This window comes from Arthrobacter pasteuri (genome assembly GCF_054510955.1).
On sequence record NZ_JBTNDO010000001.1, the window covers coordinates 923234 to 946069 of the forward strand.

Below are 22836 nucleotides of genomic sequence, written 5' to 3' on the forward strand. Positions count from 1 at the left end.
TGCCCTGTTCACGCTCAGGCGGACCAATTAGGTTCCCGCGGGCGGCCGACCGGCCAGGATCGTCATCCAACCGTGTCATCCGTGGGCCGCGGCCTGCTGCGATCCGCCGTCCTGCCGGTTCAGCAGGACGGCAGCCCCGCCGGGTCCCCGCCTGCACCCAGGGCCTCGACGGCGTCGAAGGCCTCGTCGAGGGTCGACACCTTCACCACGGTCAGTCCGTCGGGGATGTGGCCGACGACGTCATCGCAGTTCCCCTCGGGAGCCAGGAAGAAGTCCGCGCCAGCGGCACGTGCTGCCACGAGCTTCTGGGCGATCCCGCCGATCCGGCCGACGGCACCGGTGGAATCGATCGTCCCGGTCCCCGCGAAGTGCCTGCCGCCGGTGAGATCCCCTTCCGTGAGGGTGTCGACGATACCGAGCGCGAACATCATGCCGGCGGACGGACCTCCCACATTGTTGAGCTGGATGGTCACGTCGAACGGGAAGTCGAAGGTGGACGCGAGCAGGATGCCCAGCTGGAAGTTCCCTTCCTCCGACTGCCTGGGTGTCACGGAGACCTCGTCCCCGACTCCGTCCCGGGTGATCGACAGGGTGGCCGGCGCTCCTCCGGCGTCCCGCAGTGCCGATCGCAGGCTCTCGATGTTCTCGATCTCCTCGCCGTCGATCGCGCGCAGGACGTCCCCTTCTTCCAGGACCCCGTCGGACGGGGAACCCGCGGCCAGTCCCGCGACCGACAGTTCCTCGGTGAAGGCGATGTCCTGGTGGGACAGCGCAGCGGCGATCGCGGATTCCTGCGACGACGTCATCGCCACCGCATTCTGCTCCTGCACGTCGGACGACGTCGTTCCCTCGGGATAGACCAGCTGCTCGGGCCGGACGTTCTCGTCGGGATCTGCCCAGGCCCGGAACGTGTCGAGGACGTTCACCTGTCCGTTCGGTCCGCCGCTCACGTACACCGTCGTGAGGTCCAGTTCGCCCTGCGGCGGGAAGCTCTCCCTGCCCTCGACGTGGATGAGGGGCTGTCCGTCGATCTCACCGATGGTGTTGAACGTCGGCCCGGGCGACTCGATGACATAGGGCGACGGCAGGAGGACCGCGGCTGCGCACAGAACGACGGCGAGGCCCCCGGACACCGCCATCGCGCGGAAGCGCGGGTCCCTGGGCCGGGAGGGCTCCTCGGGGGTGTAGGTCTCGAAGTGGACAGGCTGCGTCACTGTGCTTCTCTCTGTAGGGCGCGGATCTCTGGAGGGCGCTGAGGTCGCATGCCGTGCGCTGGGCGATCAGCACCATACCGGCACAACCAGAGTAGCCCTGCACCGACCCTGGATGTCTGGGACCCCGTCCCTCAGCATGCACCGCTCCTGCACGGCTCCGCACGGCTCCGGGCGGCTTTGCCCTCAGCGAACGACCCACGGCACGAGGGACACCGGCACGGCCCGGCCGGTAGCGTGTCTTCCACAGCCGGCAGGAGTGGTCATGCCCTCCCGCCCGGACCCGCCAAGCTACTCCCAGGACCGGTGGTATCAGTGACCAACCCATCCAACCCCTCGAACGGCGACGACGACACGCCCCAGGACCCCCTGTCCGAGATGCTGTCGAAGATGTTCGGCGGCGGGGCCGGCGGCTTCGATCCCCAGGAGATCGCGAAGATGTTCGGCGGCGGAGCCGGCGGCTTCGATCCCCAGGAGCTCGCGAAGGCGGCAGGCCTGTCTTCCGACCCCGCCGCCATGGCCATGATCATGCAGCAGGTCCAGGCGATGTTCTCCACGCCCAGCGAGGGCCCCGTCAACTGGCAGATGGCCCACGACCAGGCGCGCCGTGTCGCCGCGTCGGACAACGACCCCTCGGTCACGTCGCTGCAGCGTCGGAGCGTCGATGAGGCCCTGAAACTCGCCGAGCTGTGGCTGGACCCGGTCACCGACTTCCCGAGCACGGGTCAGCTCGGACGCGCCTGGTCGCGCGCGGAGTGGGTCGAGGCCACCATGTCCACATGGCGCCGTCTCACCGAGCCCGTCGCCACGAGCATCGCCAAGGCCCTGTCCGACGTCATCTCCGAGCAGCTCCCCGAGGAGATGAAGTCGATGATGGGCATGATGGGCGGCCCTGCCTCGATGCTCCAGAACGTGGGCGGCGCGATGTTCGGCATGCAGCTCGGGCAGGCCGTCGGTGCGCTCTCCAAGGACGTCGTCGGGTCGACGGACATCGGCGTCCCCCTCGCCGAGGGACGGATGGCCCTGCTGCCCGCCAACGTCGCGGCCTTCGGTGCGGGCCTCGACATCCCCGAACAGGAGGTCCAGCTCTTCCTCGCAGTCCGCGAGGCGGCCCACGTCCGGCTGTTCACGCACATTCCGTGGCTCACAGGTCACCTCCTCGGCAGCATCGAGCGGTACGCGAGGGGCATCCACATCGACATGGGCAAGATCGAGGAGGCCGCACGGGACATCGACCCGACCAATCCCGAGAGCCTGCAGGGTGCCCTCTCGCAGGGCGTGTTCATGCCCGAACGGACCCCCGAGCAGGACGCCGCACTCGTGCGGCTCGAGACCACGCTCGCCCTCGTCGAGGGCTGGGTCGACCAGCTCACGGCGGCCGCCGCAGCGAACCTCCCCTCCGCCGCCGCGCTGCGCGAGATGGTCCGGCGCCGCCGGGCGACGGGCGGACCGGCCGAGCATGCGTTCGCATCCCTCGTCGGGCTGGAGCTGAGGCCGCGCCGTCTGCGTGATGCATCCGCGCTCTGGTCGCTCCTGACCGAGGAGCGCGGCATCGAAGGGCGCGACGCCCTGTGGCAGCACCCCGACCTGCTTCCCACGGCAGAGGACCTCGATGACCCCGCCGGATTCTCCGAGCGCCGGCGGCTGATCGAATCCTCCGACGCCGACGTCGATGCCGCACTGGAGCGCCTCCTGTCCGGCGGCTTCGAGCCGAAGGACGAGGACGCCGCTGGTGGCGAGGGCTCCGGCGAGGCCACCAAAGACACGCCTGCAGCCGATACCGACAGCGGCACCGGGCCGTCGAGCGCCTCCGACGAGGGACCGGACACCGAGGACGGGCCCGCGGACGGCAGCGGCAGCCGCTGACGCCGGTCCTGCCCGCGCTCGTCCTGCTGCGTCGGCCTTTGGGCTGAGCGGAGGCGCGGGTCCGCGGACCGCGTCCGGTCAGAAGTCCTCCTGCCCACCCGTCAGGCTGCGCTGCGCCGCGAAGGCCGCCCCGTCCAGGAAGGCCTTGGCCGTCTCGGTCCGCGGGTAGGTCGTGAGCAGGTCCCAGAAGGCGGCGTTGTGCGAGGGCTCGATCAGGTGTGCCATCTCGTGCAGGATCACGTAGTCCACGACCCAGTCGGGCATCCCCTGGAGCTTGTGGGACAAGCGGACGGAACGGTGGGCAGGGGTGGCGGACGCCCACCGCGAATTCTGGTTGGTCACCCATCCGATGGTCGCCGGCACTCCCCTGCCGCCCAGGTACTGCTCCGCGAGCCGCTCCGCCCGCTGGAGCAGCGCAGGCACGGGCCGGTCGTCATCGATGGCGGGGGCGTCGAAGTACTTGGCCGACATCCGCTCCACCATGCGCTCGACCCAATGGCGCTCCTGGCTCGCGGAGAAGTGGCCCGGGATGAAGACCCGCAGGACGCCGTCCCGGATGTCGGCGCTCACGGTCCGCTTGCGCCGCGCCGACCGTCGAACCTCGACCGGCAGCCGCGCCGGGCCCGGCGGTCCGGCGGCCTCAGGCGTTGTCACTGATGATCTCGAGCACGGCCTCGCCGTACCGCTCGAGCTTCGCGGATCCCACGCCTGCCAGTTCACCGAGCTCGTCCAGAGTCTGTGGTTTCGCCTCCGCGATGGCGACCAGCGTGGCGTCGGTGAAGACGACGAACGCGGGCACGTCCTTCTCCCGGGCCTCGACGAGCCGCCAGGCGCGGAGCGCTTCGAACGTCTGTTCCTCGTAGCTCGCAGGACAGTCGTTGCAGCGGCCGATCTTCCGCTCCGACCCGGTGAGGAGGGGCCGCTTGCACACCCGGCAGACGGCGGGCGACGACGCCTTGCGGTTGGTCTTCGCCCGCGGCTGACGGAAGGATGCCTGGCCGGCGGTCGCCGGGCGCAGCGCATCGAGGAAGCGTGAGGGCTTCCTGCTGGCCCGTCCGCCCGGCGAGCGCGAGGTCGACCAGGAGAGGGAGAGGTGGATGCGGGCACGGGTGATGCCGACATACAGGAGCCGGCGTTCCTCGTCGATGGCCTCCTGGGTGTCGGCGAACGAGATGGGCATGAGCCCTTCGCTCAGCCCGACGAGGAAGACGGCGTCCCACTCGAGCCCCTTGGCGGAGTGCAGCGATGCCAGAGTGACTCCCTGCACAGTCGGAGCGTGCTGGGCAGCGGCCCGCTCTTCGAGTTCGGCGACGAACAGCTGCAGGGTGAAGGCCTCCGGTCCGCGAACCCGGTTGAGTTCGTCGGCCAGCCCGACGAGGGCGGCGAGCGACTCCCACTTCTCCCGGACGGCACCGGAGTTCTGGGGTGCGACGGAGGTGTAGCCGAGCGAGGCGAGGACGTCGCGCACCTGCTGGGGGACGTCGTCGTCGCCCTGGGTACGTGCCGCAGCGCGCAGCTGCAGCAGGGCGTCGCGGACCTCGCGTCGCTGGAAGAACCTCTCGCCGCCGCGCAGTTGGTAGCCGATGCCTGCGCTTGCCAGTGCCTGCTCGTATGCCTCCGACTGGCCGTTGGTGCGGTACAGGATGGCGATCTCGCTGGCCTTCACGCCCTGGTCGAGCAGGACGCCGATGCGCCTCGCGCACTCCGCGGCCTCGCCCTCGTCGTCGCTGCACTCGGTGAAGACCGGTTCGGGACCCGACGGGCGCTGCGCGACGAGCTCCAGCGGGGCGGACCACGTGGTCCCCACCGCATGCCGGTCGGCCTCGCTGCTCCGCGCCGCCAGCAGGGTGTTGGCAGCGCGCACCACCTGCGGGGTCGAGCGGTAGTCGCGGACCAGTCTCACCACCTGCGCGCCCTCGTAGCGCTTGGTGAAGTCGAGCAGGTGCCGCGACGTCGCTCCCGTGAACGAGTAGATGGTCTGGCTGGCGTCGCCGACGACGCACAGCTCACGCCGTTCCCCCAGCCACAGGTCGAGCAGGCGCTGCTGGAGCGGCGAGACGTCCTGGTACTCGTCGACCACGAAATGCCGGTACTGGGCCCGGACCGTGGCCGCGACCTTCTCATCCTCCTCGAGGATGGCGACCGTGGTCAGCAGGACGTCCTCGAAGTCGATGAGGTTGCGGTCGATCTTGAGGTCCTCGTAGGCCGAGAAGATCCGGGAGACGGTGGTGAGATCCATCCCTGCCGGTTCCGCCCGGCCCGCGGCCGCGGCCGAGTACGCGTCCGGCGTCAGCATGGAGACCTTCGCCCATTCGATCTCCGCCGCGACGTCGCGGATGGCGGCGCGGTCGGTCGACAGGCGCAGCCGCCGCGCCGACTCGGCGATCAGTTGTGCCTTGTGGTCGACCAGCGCCGGCAGGGGCCCCCCGACGGCCTGCGGCCAGAAGTACTGCAGCTGGCGAAGTGCTGCGGCATGGAAGGTCCTGGCCTGCACTCCGCCCGCTCCGAGGTCGCGGAGCCGCGTGCGCATCTCGGCCGCCGCGCGCGCCGTGAACGTCACGGCGAGTACCTGCTGCGGCTTGTAGACACCGGTGTGGACGCCATAGGCGATGCGGTGCGTGATGGCGCGCGTCTTGCCCGTGCCTGCTCCGGCAAGGACGCAGAGCGGACCCGTGAGGGTGCTCGCCACCGTCCGCTGTTCGTCGTCGAGCCCCTCGAGGATGCTGTCCTCGAGCAGTAGTCCGGACACTAGGGACGGCCCTCCGACGGCTCCTCGTCGAGCGGCCCGCCGTACCAGCGCTCGATCAGGGCGCGGGCAATGGACACGCCGCCGGCGACCGCGATCTTCCCGTCGCGCACCTCGGTGAACAGTTGCTCCCGCGTGAACCACCGCAGCGAGCGCATCTCCTCGCGGTCGGGTACTGCATCGGTCGTCACCGCCCGCGCGGTGAAGCCCAGCATGAGCGACGCCGGGAAGGGCCAGGGCTGCGACCCGAGGTACTGCGGGGACTGGACCTCGATACCGGATTCCTCCCCGACCTCGCGGATGACCGCGGCTTCGAGCGACTCACCCGGCTCCACGAAACCGGCGAGGGTCGAGAACCGGTCCTCGGGCCAGGCGACGGCGGACCCGAGCAGCAGCCGGTCGTCGTCGTCGATCACGGACACGATGATCGCCGCGTCGGTGCGCGGGTAGTGCTCGGAATCGTCCTTGGGGCACAGGCGCACCCACCCGGCGGCGCGCGGCTCCGTTCCGGTGCCGCACCGGGGGCAGTGGGTGTGCGTGCTGTGCCAGTTGGCGATGGCGGCGGCCTGGACGAACAGCCCCGTGTCGCGGGCGTCCAGAGACGCGGCGATCTCCCGCAGCCCCAGCCACTGGTCGACGGGGGCGATACCAGGATCCTCGTCGGCGAAGACCGCGAGCACGACCCTGCGTCCGGCATCCGCTGCGCCCTCGTTGATGCGGCCGAGATAGACGACCAGCTCGGGCCGCTGGATGTCACGGGGCGGAACGAGCCGGAGCGCGCTCCCCTCCACCGGCGCCTTCCCGCGGGCGAGCGGGAGGACCAGGGTGTCGGGCGAGGCCCACAGGGTGTCGAGGAAGTCCTCGGTGGTCCTCGAGTCGCCGTCGCGGTCGGAATCCGCCCGCGACAGCGGAAGCGATCCGAGGGGTGGCAGCACAAGGGTCCGGAGCGGATCGGTCATGGTTCTACGGTACGTTCTCGCTCTCCCAAAACCCATTTCGAGGGGCGGGTGTGGAGGACCGGTACGGCAGTGAAGACGAGTAGTGCATCTGGCGACTCGCCGCGCCGGAACGGTGTGGCCCGGGCGCGGACGGCCTACGGTGGACTTTGTGAAACGGACACCCATGGAACTTGCTGCCATCGCCAGCGCCGCGGTACCTGGCCTGGCTCCGACCGGCGTCGCCGGCGCTCCCGACGATGCAGCCGACTTCGACTCCGCACTGCTGGTCGACGACGCAGGGAAACAGTGGAGGGTCCGCTCGCCCAGGCACCCCGAGGCCAGCATGCGCCTCGAGACCGAACTGCAGGCCCTCCGTGCCTTCACGCCTGCGGTCAAGGCGGAGCTGCCGTTCCTGATCCCCCACATGGCCGGAAGTGTGCGCCAGGGCGAGCTCAGCACTTTCGTCTACTCCCATCTCACCGGGACCACGCGTCCCCTGGAAGGGCTCACCGCCGGCGGACGCCGGATGGCGCAGGAACTCGGGCGCGTCATGGCCGCGATCCACGAGCTGCCGAAGGACATGGTGCAGCGCGCTGACCTGCCCAGCTACGAAGCGAACGAGTACCGGCAGCGCAAGTTGAACGAACTCGATCAGGCGGCCACGACCGGGAAGATCCCGTCCATCCTGCTGCGCCGGTGGGAGCATGCCCTCGAGGACGTCGCCCTGTGGCGGTTCAGCCCGACGGTGGTGCACGGCGACCTGCACGAGGACCACCTCCTGATTGCTGCCGGCCGGGTGTCCGCCGTGACCGGCTGGACCGACCTGTGCATCGGTGATCCCGCGGAGGACTTCGCGTGGCTCGCCGCCGCCGAGGACACCGCCTTCGTCGACGCGGTCTACGCGGCATACACCGAGGCACGGACGACCGCCGTGGACCCCCACCTGTCCCGCCGTGCCGCACTCGCTGCCGAGTTCGCGCTGGCGCAATGGCTCGTGCGCGGGGTCGCCCTCGAGGACGCCGCAATGGTCCACGAGGCGGAGGACATGCTCGCCACCCTCGAGGAGGATGTCGAGTCGATCGAGTACGAACAGCGCGAAGCCGCCGAGCGCGCACGGCAGGCCCACGAGGAGCGCCTCGAGTGGGGCAACGAGCTGGGGACCGACGACCACTACCCCGTGGGACAGGAGGAGCGGTCCGGAGCCTACGAGGTGTCGGGCCATACCTCCCCCGCATTCGGGACCGCCATCGACGGCGGCTCCGGGCACCGTTCGGGCGACGGCGGCGAGGACCTCGGTGTGTCACCGCACGAGGACATCGACAGCCGTGGCGGAGCCCAGCCCGGAAGGACCGGCAGCTCGGCCTACGATCCCGACGCAGACCACGCGCCGCACCGTACGGCCGGCCACTCGTCGGACCACTCGTCGGACCACTCGTCGGACCACTCGTCGGACCACTTGTCGGACCACCCGTCACTGCACCCCACGGCCCACCCGGACAAGTACGCCGACCACACGGACGAGCACTCCGCCAGCCACACCGCTGACCACTCCGACCACTCCGACCGTTCGGGCCGCGGGGGCGACGACCGCGGAACCCCGTCGGGATCGTCCCTCGCCTATGCGCGCCTTACGGCCGGGCGCCAGCGGACTGCAGGCTCGTCCTCCAAGGTCACGCTGCTGAGGAGCAGCGACGCCGGAGCGGGCTCGCCCGATGACACCGCGACCACGGCCCTGCCCATCGTGTCCTTCGGCAGCTGATCAGGACGTCGCCGCGGCGTCGGCGGCGGCGATGATCCTCTCGAGTTCCGCTGCGTCGGCGAGGTCGTGGGGCCGCACCACCAGGTTGTCCGCCACGTAGAAGAACGCTGCGCGCACCTTCTCGAGCGGGACGTCCTTCAGCCGGGACCAGGCCAGGCGGTAGACGGCCAGCTGAACGGCCTTGGCAGCGCGCCGGTCCGGAGCGGGAGGACGGCCCGTCTTCCAGTCGATCAGGTCCCAGCCGCCGTCAGCATCCCGGAAGACAGCATCGATCCGCCCGCGCACGACGATGCTGCCGATCTTCGTCTCGATCGGGGCCTCGATCGCCGCCGGTTCCCGCAGCGCCCATTCGGACTGCTCGAAGATCGCGGCCATGTCGTTCAGCCCGAGCGTCTCGTCGACGTACGCATCGGCGCCGCCCGGGTACTCGCCGAGGTCGAGCATCCCTCCGGCTCCGTAGAACTCCTCGATCCAGGCGTGGAACGCGGTGCCCTTGCGCGCCGCCGATCCCGGCCTGCGCGGAAGCGGCCGCCGCAGCTGCTGCATGACCGCGTCCGGGTCCTCGCGCAGTTCCACGAGCGTCGATGCCGAGATGTGTGAGGGCAGCGTGAGCGGCAACCGTTCGCGTTCGCGTGCCTGCCGGGCCAGCGCGAGGCGGACCTCCCGCCCCCAACGCCCTTCGTCACCGTCGACCTCGGCACCCACGCCGACGTCGTCGCCCTGCACGGTTGGCGCGGCGGCCTGCGCGAGGACGGCCTGTGCAGCGCGCTCCATCGGACCCCGGCGGGAGCCGAGCGGATCGAAGGGCCAGGTCGCCCTCTCGGGGCTGGCGTTCGCCGGGTTCGCGTCGCCCTCGTGGTCCTCCGGGAGCCAGTACGGCATGGTGTAACCAGCGGTTCCCGACTCCGCGAGGGCAAGGAGCTCCAGCAGGTAGGACGAGGGCCCCGACGGCCGGGACCGCCCGCCGCCCCACGCCGACGATGTGCAGACCAGCGCATGCTTGGCGCGCGTGAACGCGACGTAGCCCAGTCTGCGCTCCTCCCGCTCCGCATGCGCGCGGGCTTCGTCCGTGAAGTCCTTCTCGCTGGCGAGCCACTCCTTCTGGTCCTGCTGTTCCCAGTCCCACTGCGGCAGCTCGGGAGCATCGCCCCGCAGCGGCCAGGGGATCGCCGAATCCCCGCTGCTCCAGCGGGAGTCCTTGCCGCTCGGGAACGAGCCGTCGTTGAGGCCCGGCACGAAGACCACGTCCCATTCCAGGCCCTTCGAGGCGTGGACGGTCAGGAGTTGCACGGCGTCCCTGCTCGCTTCGAGCTGCGTCACGGGCAGGCCGTCCTCCTCCTGGTCCGCCGCCTCGAGCCAGGCGAGGAACGCCGGAAGATCCACCCGCTCCGCTGTGGACACGAAGCCCGCGACGGCCTCCGTGAAGGCGTCGAGGTTCCGGCGTGCCTCGTGGATGCCCACGCCCGGTTTCGCCGCCACCTCGATGTCCAAAAGGATGGTGCGCTCCACTTCCCCGATCATGCTGCCGAGGTCGTCCCCGACGAACCCCCGGAGACTCCGCAGCTCGTGCCGGAGCACATCGAGGCGCCGGCGTGCCGTGTCACTGAGGGTCCTGCCCGCGAACGAGACCCAGCCCACCGGGGGCAGGTAATCCACGGCTTCGACCAGGCTTCCCGCCTCGGCCAGGTCGGGAGCCACCACGGCGTCGCGGCTCTGGCCGTCGTCGAACTCCTCCTCCGCTCCGCTGCCGCGCCGGAACATGGCCTCCCGTGTGCGGGCGAGCTGCCTCGACCAGTCACCCAGCGCCATCAGGTCGGCCGTTCCCAGCCGCCAGCGCGCCCCCGAGAGGAGCCTCAGCATCGAGTCCGACCGATCGGGGTCGCCGAGCACCCGCAGGGTCGCCAGCAGGTCGACGATCTCCGGTGTGCGCAGCAGCCCGCCCAGACCCACCACCTGCACGGGGACCCCGGCCCGTTCCAGTTCCCGCCGGATCGGGTCGAACTGCTTGCGCCCCCTGCAGAGAACGGCCATGGTCGGTCGGAGGGGCGTGCCGTCGTCGTCGGTCTCGAAACTGCGCCGGCGCTGGCGCAGGACCTCCCGCGCTACCGCCTCGGCTTCACTCAGCGAGGGGGCGCGCCCTGCCGGAGTGCCCTCCTCGCGGGAGTCTCCGGCCACGGGGGCGTCGGTGAGGAAGCGCCCGAGCAGGACCTCACCGAGGGGGGCCTTCGGACGCGCCACCAGTCCGGGGACCTGCTGGACCGCCGTGTTCCTGAGCCACGGCGCCGGTACGTTGAGGGGCGCCGAGACCGCGTTCGCGGCCTCGAGGATCGACGTCGAGTTCCGCCAGGCGACCGAGAGGTGCGCTATGTCGGACGGCGCCCGCCCTTCAGCGGTCACGCGCGGGAAGGCGGTCCGGAACGTGGTGAGCTGTCCTGCCGAGGCCCCGCGGAATCCGTAGATCGACTGGTGCGGGTCGCCCACCGCGGTGACGGACCGGCCGTCGGCGAACAGCCTGGAGAACAGCACCATCTGGGCGTGCGACGTGTCCTGGAACTCGTCGAGAAGCACCACCCTGTACTTCTCGCGTTCCATCTCCCCCGCCTCGGGGATGTCCCGGGCGATCCGCGCCGCCAGGGACACCAGGTCGCCGAAATCGAGCTGGCGGCGGGCGAGCTTGGCGGCGGCGTAGCGTTCCGCGAGTTCGGTGACGGTGATGCGCGTGCGCAGCTTGTTGATCAGGTCGTGCACCTTCTGGGCCGCGGCCCGGGTGGAACCCGCGACGTAGGGCTGGGCGAGGACGTACTCGATATGGCGGCGGAGTTCGTCCCGCACGGTGGACGGACTGACGAGGTGCTCGGCACACTCGCCCGCCATGTCGAGCACCGCCTTCACCAGGGTGCTCTTCGCGGCGGTGAAGTGCTCCCACTCGCCGTCGTAGGCTTCGACGACGGAAGAGGCCAGTTGCCAGGACTGGGCGGTGCCGAGCATCACGGAGTCGCGTTCGACCCCGATGCGCAGGCCGTAGTCCTGGACGATGCCGTTCGCGAAGGAGTGGTAGGTGGAGATGGCCGGGTCGAGCCGGTCCAGAGCATCGACGCCCGACGCAGCGGCGTCGTCCTCGCCCAGCGCGGCGTAGAGCTGCGCCAGCCGCTGCCGGACGCGCGATGCGAGTTCGCCGGCGGCCTTGCGGGTGAACGTGACCCCCAGGATCTGCTCGGGCCGCACGAGCCCGTTGGCGACGAGCCAGACGACCCTGTCCGCCATGGTCTTGGTCTTGCCCGAACCCGCTCCGGCGATCACCAGGAGAGGTTCCAGCGGCGCCTCGATGACGCGGGCCTGGTCCTCCGTCGGGTACTGCACGGGAGAATCCGGATCGGTGTGCAGCAGTTCCGCCAGCCGGCGGGCGGAGTACGTCGGGGTCGGATGAACGTTGCCCACTACTGGGTCACCTGCTTGCCTTCTTCGCACAACGGACAGATCTCGGGCAGGCGGCAGCCGCTTCCACCGAATCCGGAGCGCCGTGGGTCGTGGATCGTGTCGAACGTCGCGGCCGCCATGAGCGATGCGGCGTCCTCGATCATGGTCCTCGCCCAGGTGTCCTCCGGGCCGACGGGCGGCTGCTCCTGCACGGCGATGCCCTTGGACTTGGTACCCAGCTGGACCAGGGACGCCCCTCCCGGCACCGCCGGCCCGCCATTCTCCGCAGCTTCTGCCGCGGCCTCGCCGCCGTCCGGCTCGGCCCCGTCGAGGAGCGCGCCGGAGGCGACGGCCGTCTGGTAGGCGGCAAGCTGCGGGTGCCGTGCGATCTCGGCTCCCACGGGCGAGCTCTTCCCCGTCTTCAGGTCGACGACGACGAAGCGGCCGTCCGCATCGAGCTCGAGCCGGTCGATCTGGCCGCGCAGCCGGGCGATCCTCTCCGCGCCGTCGATGCGCACGTCGAGGTCCACGGAGAAGTCGACCTCCGTGGCCTTCAGGGTCCGCCCTGCCTGCCGCATCCACAGCACGTACGCGGCGAGCTTGCGGACCATGCCCTCCGCGCGTCGGAAGTCGGCCTGGCCTTCCCAGGTGTCCCGGATGCCCAGCTGCGGCCAGCGTCGTTCGAGTTCCCGGACGTACTCGTTGCCGCTGGCCTCCGGCATGTCCTGCGCGATCTGGTGAACCAGGGTGCCGAGCGACCGGGCGAAATCGGTGGTCCGCTCTCCCCCTGCCGCGGAGACGAACCAGCTCAGGGGCGAGGTGAGCACGGAATCGACCTTCGACGGGGACACCGGGATGGGCTGGTCCTCGGGGACGACGGGCTCGTCGCTGCTCATGCCGAGGACACCCCACCACTGCGCAGGATGGGCTCCCGGCACCGGCGGGTCCAGCGAGGCCATGCGGCCGAGGTGACGCACGGCCTCTCCGGACAGCGCAGCAGCGGCGGAGGGGTCCTGGGCGAACTTGCGCAGCTCGGCCACCAGTGCGCGCAGCGTCACCGGGCGCAGCACCTCGGTGCGGGCCCTCTCGGCGGTACCGGCGGGCAGCGGGTCGAGCACGTCGAGGAACTGGGAGGGCTGCTCGTCCTGGGAGGAGACGGCGCAGCACACCAGCTCCTGGGTGGCACGGGAGACCGCGAGGGAGAACGTGCGCAGCTCGTCGAAACGGATGTCCTGCAGCAGCGACACGGGATCGCGGGTGCTACGGAACGATTCGCCGAAGTCGAGCAATGCCCGCAGCTCCCCCGACCCGAGGAGTTCGCCGCGCAGTCTCAGGTTCGGCCAGACGCCGTCCTGCACTCCCGCGACGATCACCAGCGGCCAGTGCCGGCCCGCGGCGCTCGCGGGCGTGAGCACCGACACCGACGCCTGGCGCGTGGTGCGCTGGGTGAGGGTGTCCATTGGGATGTCCTGGCTGAGGATGTAGTCGAGGAACAGCTCGGGGTCCGCTCCCGGCATCTGCTCGACGAAGCGCTCCGCCGTGTGGAACAGGGCCATCATGGCGTCGAGGTCACGATCCGCACGGGCAGATGACGGCCCCTCGGACAGGGCTGTCCCGGACCACTGCTGCGCCAGACCGGATGTGGACCAGAGCGCCCACAGGACGGCCTCCGGGTCGCTCCCGGGGTCGTCGACGGCTGCCTTACCGGCCTCCAGCATCCGGTGGAGCCGCCGGACGGGCGCACCCTCGGAGGGCAGGGCGGCGATCTCGTCGGGCGCGGCGAACAGGGCCGTCAGCAGTTCGTCACTCGTGCGGCCCCCACCCTGCTGGAGTTCGTTGCGGCGCAGGATCTGGCGCAGGCGGCGGAGCTCGAGGCTGCCGGCACCGCCGATCCGTGACGTGAGCAGGGAGATACACAGTTCGGTATCCAGGTCCGCTCGTCCCACGACCACCGCATACAGGTCCAGCAGCGGACGGACGGCCGGTTCCTCGCGGATCGCGGTCTCGGCGGCTGGCACGTTCACGGCGATACCCTGCGCTGTCAGGAAGCGCTGGACCGCGGACACCTGCGCACCGTTCCGCACGATCACGGCGATGTCATCCAGGCTGCGCCCGCCGAAAAGATGCGCTTCGAGTACACGCTGCGTGATGAAACGCTGCTCGTGGAAGGCACTGTCGAGGACGTGGGCGGACACCGTTGCCTCTCCCAGCGCCGGATCCCCCTCCGTGCCCTCGAGCGCGCCATCCGGCTGCGACCGGTAGGCGGTGCTCACGCCCGTGGTCGCGATTCGGGCGGCGACGTTGCCCCAGGCCGCGGCCAGGCGGCCCTGCAGGGTCAGTGATGCGGGCAGTGTCACCGTCGTGAGTGCGCGACGCCGGAACAGGGTGTCCAGGCGCCCCGTGAGTTCGGGACGGGCACCGCGGAAGCCCTGCGCCACCGTGTCGGGGCAGGAGGTGACGACGACGTCCTTGCCTGTTCCGATCAGTCCCAGCAGTGCGTGGACGGCGGGGTTCGCCTCCTGGTAGTCGTCCACGAGGATGAGTTGCAGGCGTGTCCGCTCCTGGTCGAGGAAATCGCGGTCGGTCTCGAGGATCTCCCGCGCGGCCGTGAGGATCCCGGCGGGATCGAAGGCCTCGGGCATGCGGAGATCGAGGACGTCGCGGTACTCACGGTAGAGCGCCGCTGCCGCTACCCAGTCCGGCCGGTCGAAACGCTCGCCCCAGGCCGCCAGGTCGTCGGCGGGCACACCGTACTCGCTCACGCGGTCGAACAGATCACGGATCTCCTGCCGGAAGCCCCGGGTCGGCAGGGCGAGGGCCAGGCTCGCCGGCCACTCGAGCCCGGGAGCACCGTCGCGTCCATGTCCGGACAGGAGTTCCTTGATGATGAGGTCCTGTTCCGCCCCCGACAGCAGGCGCGGGGCGCGCGTGATGCCGGGGGTCCGTCCTTCGGCCTTGGCCCGTCGGATGAGGTCGAAGGCGTAGGAGGCCCAGGTGCGGGCAGGAGCGGTACTGATGCTGCGGTCGAGCTTCGCGGTGAGTTCGTCGCGCAGCCGCGTCGCCGCCGCACGCGTCGGGCCGAGGAGGAGCAGACCTTCGGGCTCGACGGTCCCTGCCCCGATCCGGCGCACCGCGAAGTCCGTGAGCAGGGAGGATTTCCCGCTCCCGGGAGCACCGAGGACCAGCACCTGGCCCGGAACGTGCACCAACGATTCGAGGACGGCCCGGTAGCCCGTCGAGGGATCGGGGGGCCCGCCCGGAACGTCGCCGGAGAGCGACGGCGGAGCATCGTGGAGAGTGCTGGTCATGTACCTAGCCCATCACATCCCACGGACAAACGAAGGACACGCAACGGGTGTCCCGCGCTACAGTCCGGCGCGCCGGAGGGACGCGCCGACGTCGGCGATCCGCCCCTGTTCGTCAGGAGCGGGCCACCACCGGGCGCCCGACAGGTCGACCCGGTAATCCCCCGGGTCACCCGAGCCCGACGGCAGGGACAGCGGAGTCCCCTCCTCGTCGTAGTGGTGCCGGGCGGACAGTGCCAACCCCCGGGGAGGATGACCACCGGCTCGCAGGATGCGCCACCAGGGAACGTCCCGCGTGCTCCGGGACAGCGCCCGTCCGACCTGGCGCGGTCCGCCGCATTCGAGGAGCTCCGCCACGTCACCGTAGGTCAGGACCCTGCCCTCGGGAACCAGCTCCGCGACGGTCAGGACGGCCTCGGCATAGGCCCCCGGATCGATGCGACCGGCGCCTGCAGGGCGCACAGCGGAACCGGCGTGCGGATTCACGACAGGGGCGCCCGCAGGATCCGCTGCGACGGCGCCCTGGCGGAACAGGCCCTGTCCGACGGCTCGTGGATGCATGCGCCAACCCTAGCCCGCCGGCACGCGCCGGAGGGGTGGCATCAATTGGTCGGACCCTGCCGATACCGTGATGCCATGAAGAGCTGGCATGAGAGTCCACACGCCGCCTTCGATCTGGAGACGACGGGACGTGATCCGCTGACGGCGCGCATCGTCACCGCGACCATCATCCTCGTCGACGGTGACGGCGAGGTACTGGAACACCACGAATGGCTGGCCGATCCGGGTATCGGGATCCCGGACGGCGCCGCCGCCATCCATGGCATCACCACGGAGCACGCGCGAACCCACGGGCTGCCCGCCGTCGACGTGGTCCACGGCATCTCGGCGGTCCTCGCGAGGCTCTTCACGGCCGGCGTGCCCGTGCTCGCCTACAACGCCCGGTACGACTTCACGGTGCTCGCGCAGGAGGGCCGGCGCCACGGCGTCGAGACACCCCGGCCGTCGCCCGTCGTCGACCCGTTCATCATGGACAAGCAGGCGGACCGCTACCGGCGCGGCAAGCGGACGCTGACCGCGCTCTGTGAGCACTACGGCATCCGCTTCGAGCACGCCCACACCTCCGCCGCGGACGTGCTCGCGACGCTGCAGGTAGGGCGGGTCCTCGCGGAGCAGTACGCGTTCCTGCGGCGGCCCGCCGCGGACCTGCATGCGTCGCTGGTCGTCTGGGCGGACCGACAGGCGGCGAGCTTCGAGGAGTACCTCCGGAGGACGGAACCCGACGCCGTCATCGAGCGTGCCTGGCCGGTCATCGAACCCGCCATCCAGCCGGTCAGTGGATCCGGCAGTGAACCCGTCGGCCCAGTCCGTGGATGCGTCAGCGAGTCCGGCAGCGAGCCGCTCAGCGCATCCTGTGGCGCGCCGCAGGGCGAGCCGGCCCCGGCCGCCACGACGGCCGTGCCCGCTGCCCGACCCGCCTAGTCGACCGGTACCGCTGCCGCTGCTGCCTGCGCCGCAGCCGGAAGCGCCGCGTGGACGCGCTCCATCGCGGCGTCGTCGTGCGCTGCCGAGAGGAACCACGCCTCGTACACCGACGGCGGCAGGTAGACGCCGGAGTCGAGCATGGAGTGGAAGAACGGCCCGTAGCGGAAGGCCTCCTGGCCCTGCGCGTCGGCGTAGTTCCGCACGCCGTGCTCCGCGGTGCCGAACGCGACGCTGAAGAGGTTCCCTGCCCGCTGGATGGAATGGTCGACGCCGGCCCTGGAGAGTTCGGCGGACAGCGCCTCACTGACCTCGAGCGAGCGTGCATCGACGTGGCGGTAGACCTCGTCCGTGGCTGCGGTGAGGGTGGCGACGCCTGCGGCCATGGCGAGCGGGTTGCCCGACAGGGTGCCCGCCTGGTAGACGGGTCCGATCGGTGCGAGGTAGTTCATGACGTCTGCGCGGCCACCGAGCGCGGCCGCCGGGATACCGCCGCCGATGACCTTGCCGAAGGTCAGCAGGTCCGGTGTCCAGGGGTGCTCCGCGTCGTCGGCGCCGCCGGTGAGTTTCCAGTACCCGCCCGCGTGCGTTCGGAAGCCGGTCATGACCTCGTCCACGATGAACAGGGCGCCGTGTTCGGAGGTGATGCGGCTCAGGAAGGCGTTGAACCCGGGCGCCGGCGTCACCACGCCCATGTTGGCGGGAGCGGCCTCCGTGATGACGGCGGCGATGTGCTCGCCGTGCGCGCGGAAGGCCTCCTCGACGGCTTCGACGTCGTTGTAGGGCAGCACCAGGGTCTCCGCGGTCGTGGCCTCCGTGACCCCGGCGGATCCGGGCAGCGCCAGGGTCGCGACGCCCGATCCGGCCGACGCGAGAAGGCTGTCCACGTGCCCGTGGTAGCAGCCGGCGAACTTCACGATGAGGTTGCGTGAGGTGAAGCCGCGGGCCAGTCGAACCGCCGTCATGGTCGCCTCGGTGCCGGTGGAGACCATGCGGAGGAGTTCGACGGCGGGCACCCGCTCCTTCACGAGCTGCGCCAGGTCCGCCTCGGCGGGCGTCGAGGCGCCGAAGGTGAGCCCGTGGTCGACGGCGCGGTGGACGGCCGCGATCACGTCGGGGTGGGAGTGGCCGAGCAGGGCGGGTCCCCATGAGCAGACGAGGTCGACGTACTCCTGGCCGTCGGCATCGGTGACGTACGCTCCGTGGGCGTCGACGAGGAAGCGGGGAGTCCCGCCGACCGAGCCGAAGGCACGCACCGGCGAGTTGACGCCGCCGGGCATGAGGGCGCGTGCGCGTTCGTACAGGTTCTCAGAGGTGGTCATGGTGGTCCCTTAGCTGCAGTTCTGGTTCTAGTGGTTGGTCTCGCCGAGCCAGGGCGCAAGCTCCGAGGCCCAGTAGGTGAGGATCATCTGTGCACCGGCGCGCTTGATGCCGAGGACCGATTCCTCGATGGCACGCCTCCGGTCGATCCACCCGTTCGCGGCAGCGGCCTCGATCATCGCGTACTCCCCCGAGATCTGGTACGCCGCGACAGGAACGGGCGACATGGCGGCCACGTCGGCCAGGACGTCCAGGTAACTCATCGCGGGCTTGACCATCACCATGTCGGCGCCCTCCTCGATGTCCAGTTCCACCTCGAGGATCGCCTCCCGGCGGTTCGCCGCGTCCATCTGGTAGGTCCGGCGGTCGCCGGTGAGCTGTGAGTCCACGGCCTCCCGGAACGGTCCGTAGAAGGCCGAGGCGTACTTCGCGGCGTAGGCGAGCACCACCGTGTCCTGGTACCCGGCTCCGTCCAGCGCCTGCCGGATGACGGCGACCTGGCCGTCCATCATGCCGGACGGTCCCAGGACGTGGGCGCCGGCCCTCGCCTGCTCGACGGCCATCTGCGCATAGAGCGCCAGTGTCGCGTCGTTGTCCACGGACCCGTCGTCCGCCAGCACCCCGCAGTGGCCGTGGTCGGTGAACTCGTCGAGGCAGACATCGCTCATCACGACGAGCGAGTCCCCCACTTCGGCGCGGACGTCGGCGATGGCCCTGTTGAGGACGCCGTCGGGGTCGATGCCGGCGCTGCCGGTCGCGTCCCGGCGTTCCGGGATGCCGAAGAGCATGATGCCGCCGACCCCGCGCTCGACCGCCTCCGCTGCCGCCCGCTTCAGCGAGTCCGTCGTGTGCTGCACGACGCCCGGCATGGACAGGATGGGCGAGGGCTCGCTGAGGCCCTCCCGGATGAACGCCGGCAGGATGAGCTCGGACGGATGGACCCGGTACTCGGCCACCATGCGCCGCAGGGCAGGTGTCGAACGCAGCCTCCGTGGCCGGTGCTGGGGGAAACTCATGGCTGATCTCCGTTCAGTGGTGCGGGTGCGGGTCCGGGTCGGTGCCGCGAGAAGGCTTCGCCGACGGCGAGGGCGATCCCCTCCGGTGTCGGGTCCGCTGCCGTCGCTTCCGGCTCCCATCCCTGCGTCCGCAGGGCAGCGGCCGTCGTGCGTCCGATGGCGACCGGAAGGAAGTCCAGCGGCCCGGCGTCCAGCCTTTCATGAAACTGCCGGACGGCGCTCGGTGCGGTGAACACGACGGCCGGCTGGACTCCGGCCGCTGCAAGTGCCGCGAGCTCCGTCCAGGTCATCAGCGGAGGCCTCGCTCCGGACTCCTCCACGCCGGGGACACGTCGCCCCGGAAATCCGGGATAGGGCACGGTGCGGTATGCCTCGACCCTCCTGACGGCCCACCCGCGGTCGGCGAGGCCTGCGCGAAGGTCGTCGGGAGCGAGATCGGCCTGCGGGACGAGCACGGCGCCGTCCCCGCGCGGGAATCCCCGCAGGAGACCGGCTGCCGAGGCGGCCTGGGGCACCAGCTGCACCGGGATGCCGGCGTCCGCGAGCAGGCGCGCGGTGGTGGAACCGACGGCGGCGACGCGCACCCGTCCGGAGCGGACCAGGTCGGCGAGCGCTGTGCCACGGGAAGCGGCGACCATGCCGAGGGCCTGGACGGCATTGCCGCTGGTCACCACGAGCCACTGGTACTCGCCCCTGCCGAGGGCCCCCAGTTCGGCGGCCACGGCGTCCACGTCGGCGGGCAGCTCGGTGTCCGTCAGGGGCAGTGCGTAGGTCGCCATACCTGCTGCGGAGAGTGCGGCGGCGATGCGGACGGCCCGCGCGGGATGCCGGAGGACGATCACCGTGTCCCGATCCTTCGCCACGCGCTCGCTAGCTGTTCAGCGGCGCGATGTCGGCAGCACCTGCGGCGAGCAGGTCCTCGGCGAGGTAGAGCCCCAGCTGCGCGGCGGCGACGGCGTCCGTGGCCGGAGCGGAGCGTGTTCTCCGGAGGATCGAGCGGCCGTCCGGGCTGCAGACCACGGCCTCGAGTGCGAGTTCGTCACCCCGCAGGTGCGCGAGGGCTCCGATCGGCGCTGCACACCCGGCCTCGAGCTGCAGCAGGACCGCGCGTTCCGCGGTTACCGCCAGTCGTGTCGGCAGGTGGTCGTAGGCAGCGAGGGCTTCGCGTACCCGCGGCGTCGCCTCGGTCTCGCGGCATTCGACGGCGAGGGCGCCCTGCCCGGCCGCGGGCAGCATGACGTCGGTGTCGATCAGCTCGGTGATGGCGTCGTCGCGTCCCAGCCGCCGCAGTCCCGCCGCGGCGAGGACGACGGCGTCGAGGTCCCCCGGCGCCCCGGGGACGAGTCCGGCGACGCGCCCCAGCCGTGTGTCCACGTTCCCGCGGATGTCGACGACGTCGAGCCCCGGCCGTGCGGCGCGGAGCTGCGCGGCGCGACGCGGCGACCCGGTACCCACGCGGGCCCCGTCGGGAAGGGTGGCCAGCGTGAGCCCGTCCCGTGCGCACAGGGCGTCCCGGACATCCTCACGCTCGGGCACCGCAGCCACGGTGAGCCCGGGTGCCGGAAGGGTGGGGAGGTCCTTGAGCGAGTGCACGGCGATGTCGCACCGCTCCTCGAGCAGGGCATCGCGGAGGGCTGCGACGAAGACGCCGGTGCCACCGATCTGCGAGAGGGATCCCTTCAGGACGTCACCCTCGGTCCGGACCCGCACGAGTTCGTAGGGAAGGTCTGCGAGGCCGGAGACCTTCTTCGCCACCGTCGTCGTCTGCGTCATCGCGAGGGCACTGCCCCGCGTTCCGACCCGGATACCTGCAGCCATCACATCTCCGGGTTGGGAAGCGGCGTCCCCACGGTCGAATCGACGGCCGCGATCGTCGGCTTCTCGCCGCGCCGGTTGGCGCAGCAGTTCGGCCGGCAGACGTCGTACCAGGGACCGAGGGCCGTGGCGGCCGGGCGGTCGGCGATGTTGTTGTCGATGGTGCGCTCGAGGATGAGGTCGACCAGGCCCTCGACGAACTTCCGGTGGGTACCGGGGGTAGGGACGCGGTCCGCGACGATACCGAGTTCGCCGCAGGTCTCCATCGCCTCCGTGTCGAGGTCCCAGGCCACCTCCATGTGGTCGGAGACGAATCCGAGCGGGACGATGACGACGCCGCGCGTGCCGTCCTCGTAGCGGTCGCGGAGCGCATCGCTGATGTCCGGTTCGAGCCACGGGATGTGCGGTGCGCCGGACCGGGACTGGTACACGAGGGACCATTCGACGCCCGCGGCGTCCGGGATCCTGTCGAGTACGGCCTGCGCCGTCGCGAGGTGCTGCGCCACGTAGGCGCCCTCCTCGTGGACAGGGCCGCCCTCGCCGTTCCGCGGTCCCGCGGCCTCGGCGTCGCCCATCGGGATCGAGTGGGTGGAGAACATGATGTGGACGGGGGCGTCCGGCGTGCCCTGCCCGGCCAGACCGGCGCGGACCCTGGCGAGGCCCTCGGTCACGCCCTCGACGAACGGCTCGACGAAGCCCGGGTGGTCGAAGTACTGGCGGACCTTGTCCACCTCGAGCCGGCCTTCGAGCCCGGTCTTCACGAGCGCCATACCGAGGTCCTCACGGTACTGGCGGCAGCTCGAATAGCAGGAGTAGGCACTCGTGGTGACGGCCAGCACCTTGCGGTGCCCGGCGTCGTACGCCTCCTGCAGGGTGTCGGCGATGAAGGGCTCCCAGTTGCGGTTGCCCCAGTAGACCGGCAGGTCGATACCGCGGCGGCGCAGTTCGGCCTCCATGGCTGCCCGGAGCGCCCGGTTCTGCCCGTTGATGGGGCTCACGCCGCCGAAGGCACGGTAGTGGTGCGAGACGGCCTCGAGGCGCTCGTCGGGGATGCCCCGACCTCGGGTGACGTTGCGCAGGAAGGGGATGACGTCGTCCTGCCCCTCGGGTCCACCGAAGGAGGCGAGCACGATGGCGTCGTACGCCTTCGGCGCCATCCGGCCGGACTCGTCCACTCCCTCGAGGGGGTCGAATGTATGCGCGGTCATCGCAGCACCTCGGCGATCTCGGCGGCGGCGATCCGCCGGCCGGTGTAGAAGGGGACTTCCTCGCGGACGTGGCGGCGCGCCTCGGTCTCCCGGAGGTAGCGCATGAGGTCCACGAGGTCCACGAGTTCGGGAGCCTCGAGCGCGAGGATCCATTCGTAGTCGTTCAGGGCGAAGGAGGAGACCGTGTTGGAGATGACCTGCGGGTACTTGCGACCCTTCATGCCGTGATCCGTGAGCATCTCGCGGCGCTCCTCCATCGGGAGGATGTACCAGTCGTAGGACCGGACGAACGGGTAGACGCAGACCCACTCGGCGGGGGCCACTCCGCGGGAGAACGCCGGGCTGTGGGACTTGGAGAACTCGGCGTCGCGGTGGACGCCCATGGCCGACCAGACCATGGTGGTGCCGGCGAACAGCGCGGTCCGGCGCAAGGCGCGGACCGCCGACTGGAGATCCTCGGGGCGGGGCCCGTGCAGCCAGACCAGGACGTCGGCGTCGGCCCGCATGGCCGAGACGTCGTAGAAGCCGCGGAGCACGACACCGTCCTCGGCAAAGGATGCGACGACGTCGTCGAGCGCGGTACCGGACTCCGCCGGCGCGGTTCCCCGCTTGAAGACGGTCCAGAGTGTGTAGAACAGCTCACCGGGGGCTTCGGCGCCCTCTCCGGTCTGCTGAGGAGCGTGGGCGGGTTTGCTACCGGTGAGCTCAGTCATGGCACTAGTTTGCCCCCTGCCCGGAGGCGAACCGAAATCC

At 70.8% G+C, this 22836-nt stretch carries 15 protein-coding genes and 1 pseudogene; 3 read left to right on the plus strand and 13 right to left on the minus strand.

All coding sequences use genetic code 11. The features are described 5' to 3' along the window. Nucleotides 1–119 precede the first annotated feature (119 nt). Nucleotides 120–1214: a YlbL family protein gene (locus ACX80H_RS04285; RefSeq protein ID WP_459311271.1), complete on the minus strand. Its 1095-nt coding sequence runs from the start codon at nt 1212–1214 to the stop codon at nt 120–122. 375 nt (nt 1215–1589) lie between these two features. On the opposite strand from ACX80H_RS04285, the gene ACX80H_RS04290 reads away from it, so the two are divergent. Further along, nucleotides 1590–3077 carry a zinc-dependent metalloprotease gene (locus ACX80H_RS04290; RefSeq protein WP_459313360.1) on the plus strand — a complete coding sequence of 496 codons (1488 nt, stop codon included), beginning with the start codon at nt 1590–1592 and terminating at the stop codon, nt 3075–3077. A gap of 78 nt (nt 3078–3155) precedes the next feature. On the opposite strand, the gene ACX80H_RS04295 is transcribed toward ACX80H_RS04290, so the two are convergent. The 3 genes from ACX80H_RS04295 to nudC are packed head-to-tail and all read right to left on the minus strand — an operon-like array spanning nt 3156 to nt 6782. Next, the gene (locus ACX80H_RS04295) at nt 3156–3731 is read right to left on the minus strand and encodes a M48 metallopeptidase family protein (protein WP_459311272.1); all 576 of its coding nucleotides are present in this window, start codon (nt 3729–3731) and stop codon (nt 3156–3158) included. Then, nucleotides 3718–5826 carry an ATP-dependent DNA helicase UvrD2 gene (locus tag ACX80H_RS04300; protein WP_459311274.1) on the minus strand — a complete coding sequence of 703 codons (2109 nt, stop codon included), beginning with the start codon at nt 5824–5826 and terminating at the stop codon, nt 3718–3720. The genes ACX80H_RS04295 and ACX80H_RS04300 overlap by 14 nt, the downstream gene beginning before the upstream one ends. Then, nucleotides 5826–6782, minus strand: coding sequence for an NAD(+) diphosphatase (gene nudC / locus ACX80H_RS04305; protein WP_459311276.1), 957 nt, complete (start codon nt 6780–6782; stop codon nt 5826–5828). Before nudC ends, ACX80H_RS04300 begins: the two co-directional genes overlap by 1 nt. A gap of 148 nt (nt 6783–6930) precedes the next feature. On the opposite strand from nudC, the pseudogene ACX80H_RS04310 reads away from it, so the two are divergent. Next, a pseudogene (locus ACX80H_RS04310) lies at nt 6931–7833 on the plus strand (phosphotransferase); the annotation flags it as partial. A 687-nt stretch (nt 7834–8520) separates the two neighbouring features. On the opposite strand, the gene ACX80H_RS04315 reads toward ACX80H_RS04310, so the two are convergent. The 3 genes from ACX80H_RS04315 to ACX80H_RS04325 are packed head-to-tail and all read right to left on the minus strand — an operon-like array spanning nt 8521 to nt 15803. After that, nucleotides 8521–11958 carry an ATP-dependent helicase gene (locus tag ACX80H_RS04315; RefSeq protein ID WP_459311277.1) on the minus strand — a complete coding sequence of 1146 codons (3438 nt, stop codon included), beginning with the start codon at nt 11956–11958 and terminating at the stop codon, nt 8521–8523. Then, on the minus strand, nt 11958–15245 hold the full coding sequence (locus tag ACX80H_RS04320; RefSeq protein ID WP_459311279.1) for an ATP-dependent helicase: 3288 nt from the start codon (nt 15243–15245) through the stop codon (nt 11958–11960). The genes ACX80H_RS04315 and ACX80H_RS04320 overlap by 1 nt, the downstream gene beginning before the upstream one ends. Before the next feature lie 57 nt (nt 15246–15302). Then, nucleotides 15303–15803, minus strand: a complete 501-nt coding sequence (locus ACX80H_RS04325; protein WP_459311280.1) for an MGMT family protein — start codon at nt 15801–15803, stop codon at nt 15303–15305. A 75-nt stretch (nt 15804–15878) separates the two neighbouring features. Between ACX80H_RS04325 and ACX80H_RS04330 the strand changes: the two genes are divergently transcribed. Beyond that, nucleotides 15879–16724 carry a 3'-5' exonuclease gene (locus ACX80H_RS04330; RefSeq protein ID WP_459311282.1) on the plus strand — a complete coding sequence of 282 codons (846 nt, stop codon included), beginning with the start codon at nt 15879–15881 and terminating at the stop codon, nt 16722–16724. Here ACX80H_RS04330 and hemL read toward each other — a convergent pair. From hemL to hemQ, 6 genes are read right to left on the minus strand one after another with little or no spacing between them, the layout of a single operon-like run. Then, on the minus strand, nt 16721–18046 hold the full coding sequence (gene hemL, locus ACX80H_RS04335) for a glutamate-1-semialdehyde 2,1-aminomutase (protein WP_459311284.1): 1326 nt from the start codon (nt 18044–18046) through the stop codon (nt 16721–16723). The genes ACX80H_RS04330 and hemL overlap by 4 nt on opposite strands. A 27-nt stretch (nt 18047–18073) precedes the next feature. Then, complete coding sequence (gene hemB / locus ACX80H_RS04340) at nt 18074–19060, minus strand: porphobilinogen synthase (protein WP_459311286.1); 987 nt, start codon at nt 19058–19060, stop codon at nt 18074–18076. Then, nucleotides 19057–19923 (minus strand): uroporphyrinogen-III synthase, encoded by an 867-nt coding sequence (locus ACX80H_RS04345; protein WP_459311288.1) that lies wholly within the window; start codon nt 19921–19923, stop codon nt 19057–19059. Before ACX80H_RS04345 ends, hemB begins: the two co-directional genes overlap by 4 nt. A 7-nt stretch (nt 19924–19930) precedes the next feature. After that, nucleotides 19931–20878 carry a hydroxymethylbilane synthase gene (hemC, locus tag ACX80H_RS04350; RefSeq protein ID WP_459311290.1) on the minus strand — a complete coding sequence of 316 codons (948 nt, stop codon included), beginning with the start codon at nt 20876–20878 and terminating at the stop codon, nt 19931–19933. After that, nucleotides 20878–22083, minus strand: coding sequence for a ferrochelatase (locus tag ACX80H_RS04355; RefSeq protein ID WP_459311292.1), 1206 nt, complete (start codon nt 22081–22083; stop codon nt 20878–20880). The genes hemC and ACX80H_RS04355 overlap by 1 nt, the downstream gene beginning before the upstream one ends. After that, the gene (gene hemQ / locus ACX80H_RS04360; protein ID WP_459311293.1) at nt 22080–22796 is read right to left on the minus strand and encodes a hydrogen peroxide-dependent heme synthase; all 717 of its coding nucleotides are present in this window, start codon (nt 22794–22796) and stop codon (nt 22080–22082) included. Before hemQ ends, ACX80H_RS04355 begins: the two co-directional genes overlap by 4 nt. Nucleotides 22797–22836 lie beyond the last annotated feature (40 nt).

Bases quoted from the DNA above. Each gene is read 5' to 3' on its own strand.
- ACX80H_RS04290 (WP_459313360.1), top strand. From the start codon at position 1,590: ATGCTGTCGAAGATGTTCGGCGGCGGGGCCGGCGGCTTCGATCCCCAG.
- nudC (WP_459311276.1), bottom strand. From the start codon at position 6,782: ATGACCGATCCGCTCCGGACCCTTGTGCTGCCACCCCTCGGATCGCTT.
- ACX80H_RS04320 (WP_459311279.1), bottom strand. From the start codon at position 15,245: ATGACCAGCACTCTCCACGATGCTCCGCCGTCGCTCTCCGGCGACGTT.
- ACX80H_RS04325 (WP_459311280.1), bottom strand. From the start codon at position 15,803: ATGCATCCACGAGCCGTCGGACAGGGCCTGTTCCGCCAGGGCGCCGTC.
- ACX80H_RS04330 (WP_459311282.1), top strand. From the start codon at position 15,879: ATGAAGAGCTGGCATGAGAGTCCACACGCCGCCTTCGATCTGGAGACG.
- hemL (WP_459311284.1), bottom strand. From the start codon at position 18,046: ATGACCACCTCTGAGAACCTGTACGAACGCGCACGCGCCCTCATGCCC.
- hemB (WP_459311286.1), bottom strand. From the start codon at position 19,060: ATGAGTTTCCCCCAGCACCGGCCACGGAGGCTGCGTTCGACACCTGCC.
- hemC (WP_459311290.1), bottom strand. From the start codon at position 20,878: ATGGCTGCAGGTATCCGGGTCGGAACGCGGGGCAGTGCCCTCGCGATG.
- ACX80H_RS04355 (WP_459311292.1), bottom strand. From the start codon at position 22,083: ATGACCGCGCATACATTCGACCCCCTCGAGGGAGTGGACGAGTCCGGC.
- hemQ (WP_459311293.1), bottom strand. From the start codon at position 22,796: ATGACTGAGCTCACCGGTAGCAAACCCGCCCACGCTCCTCAGCAGACC.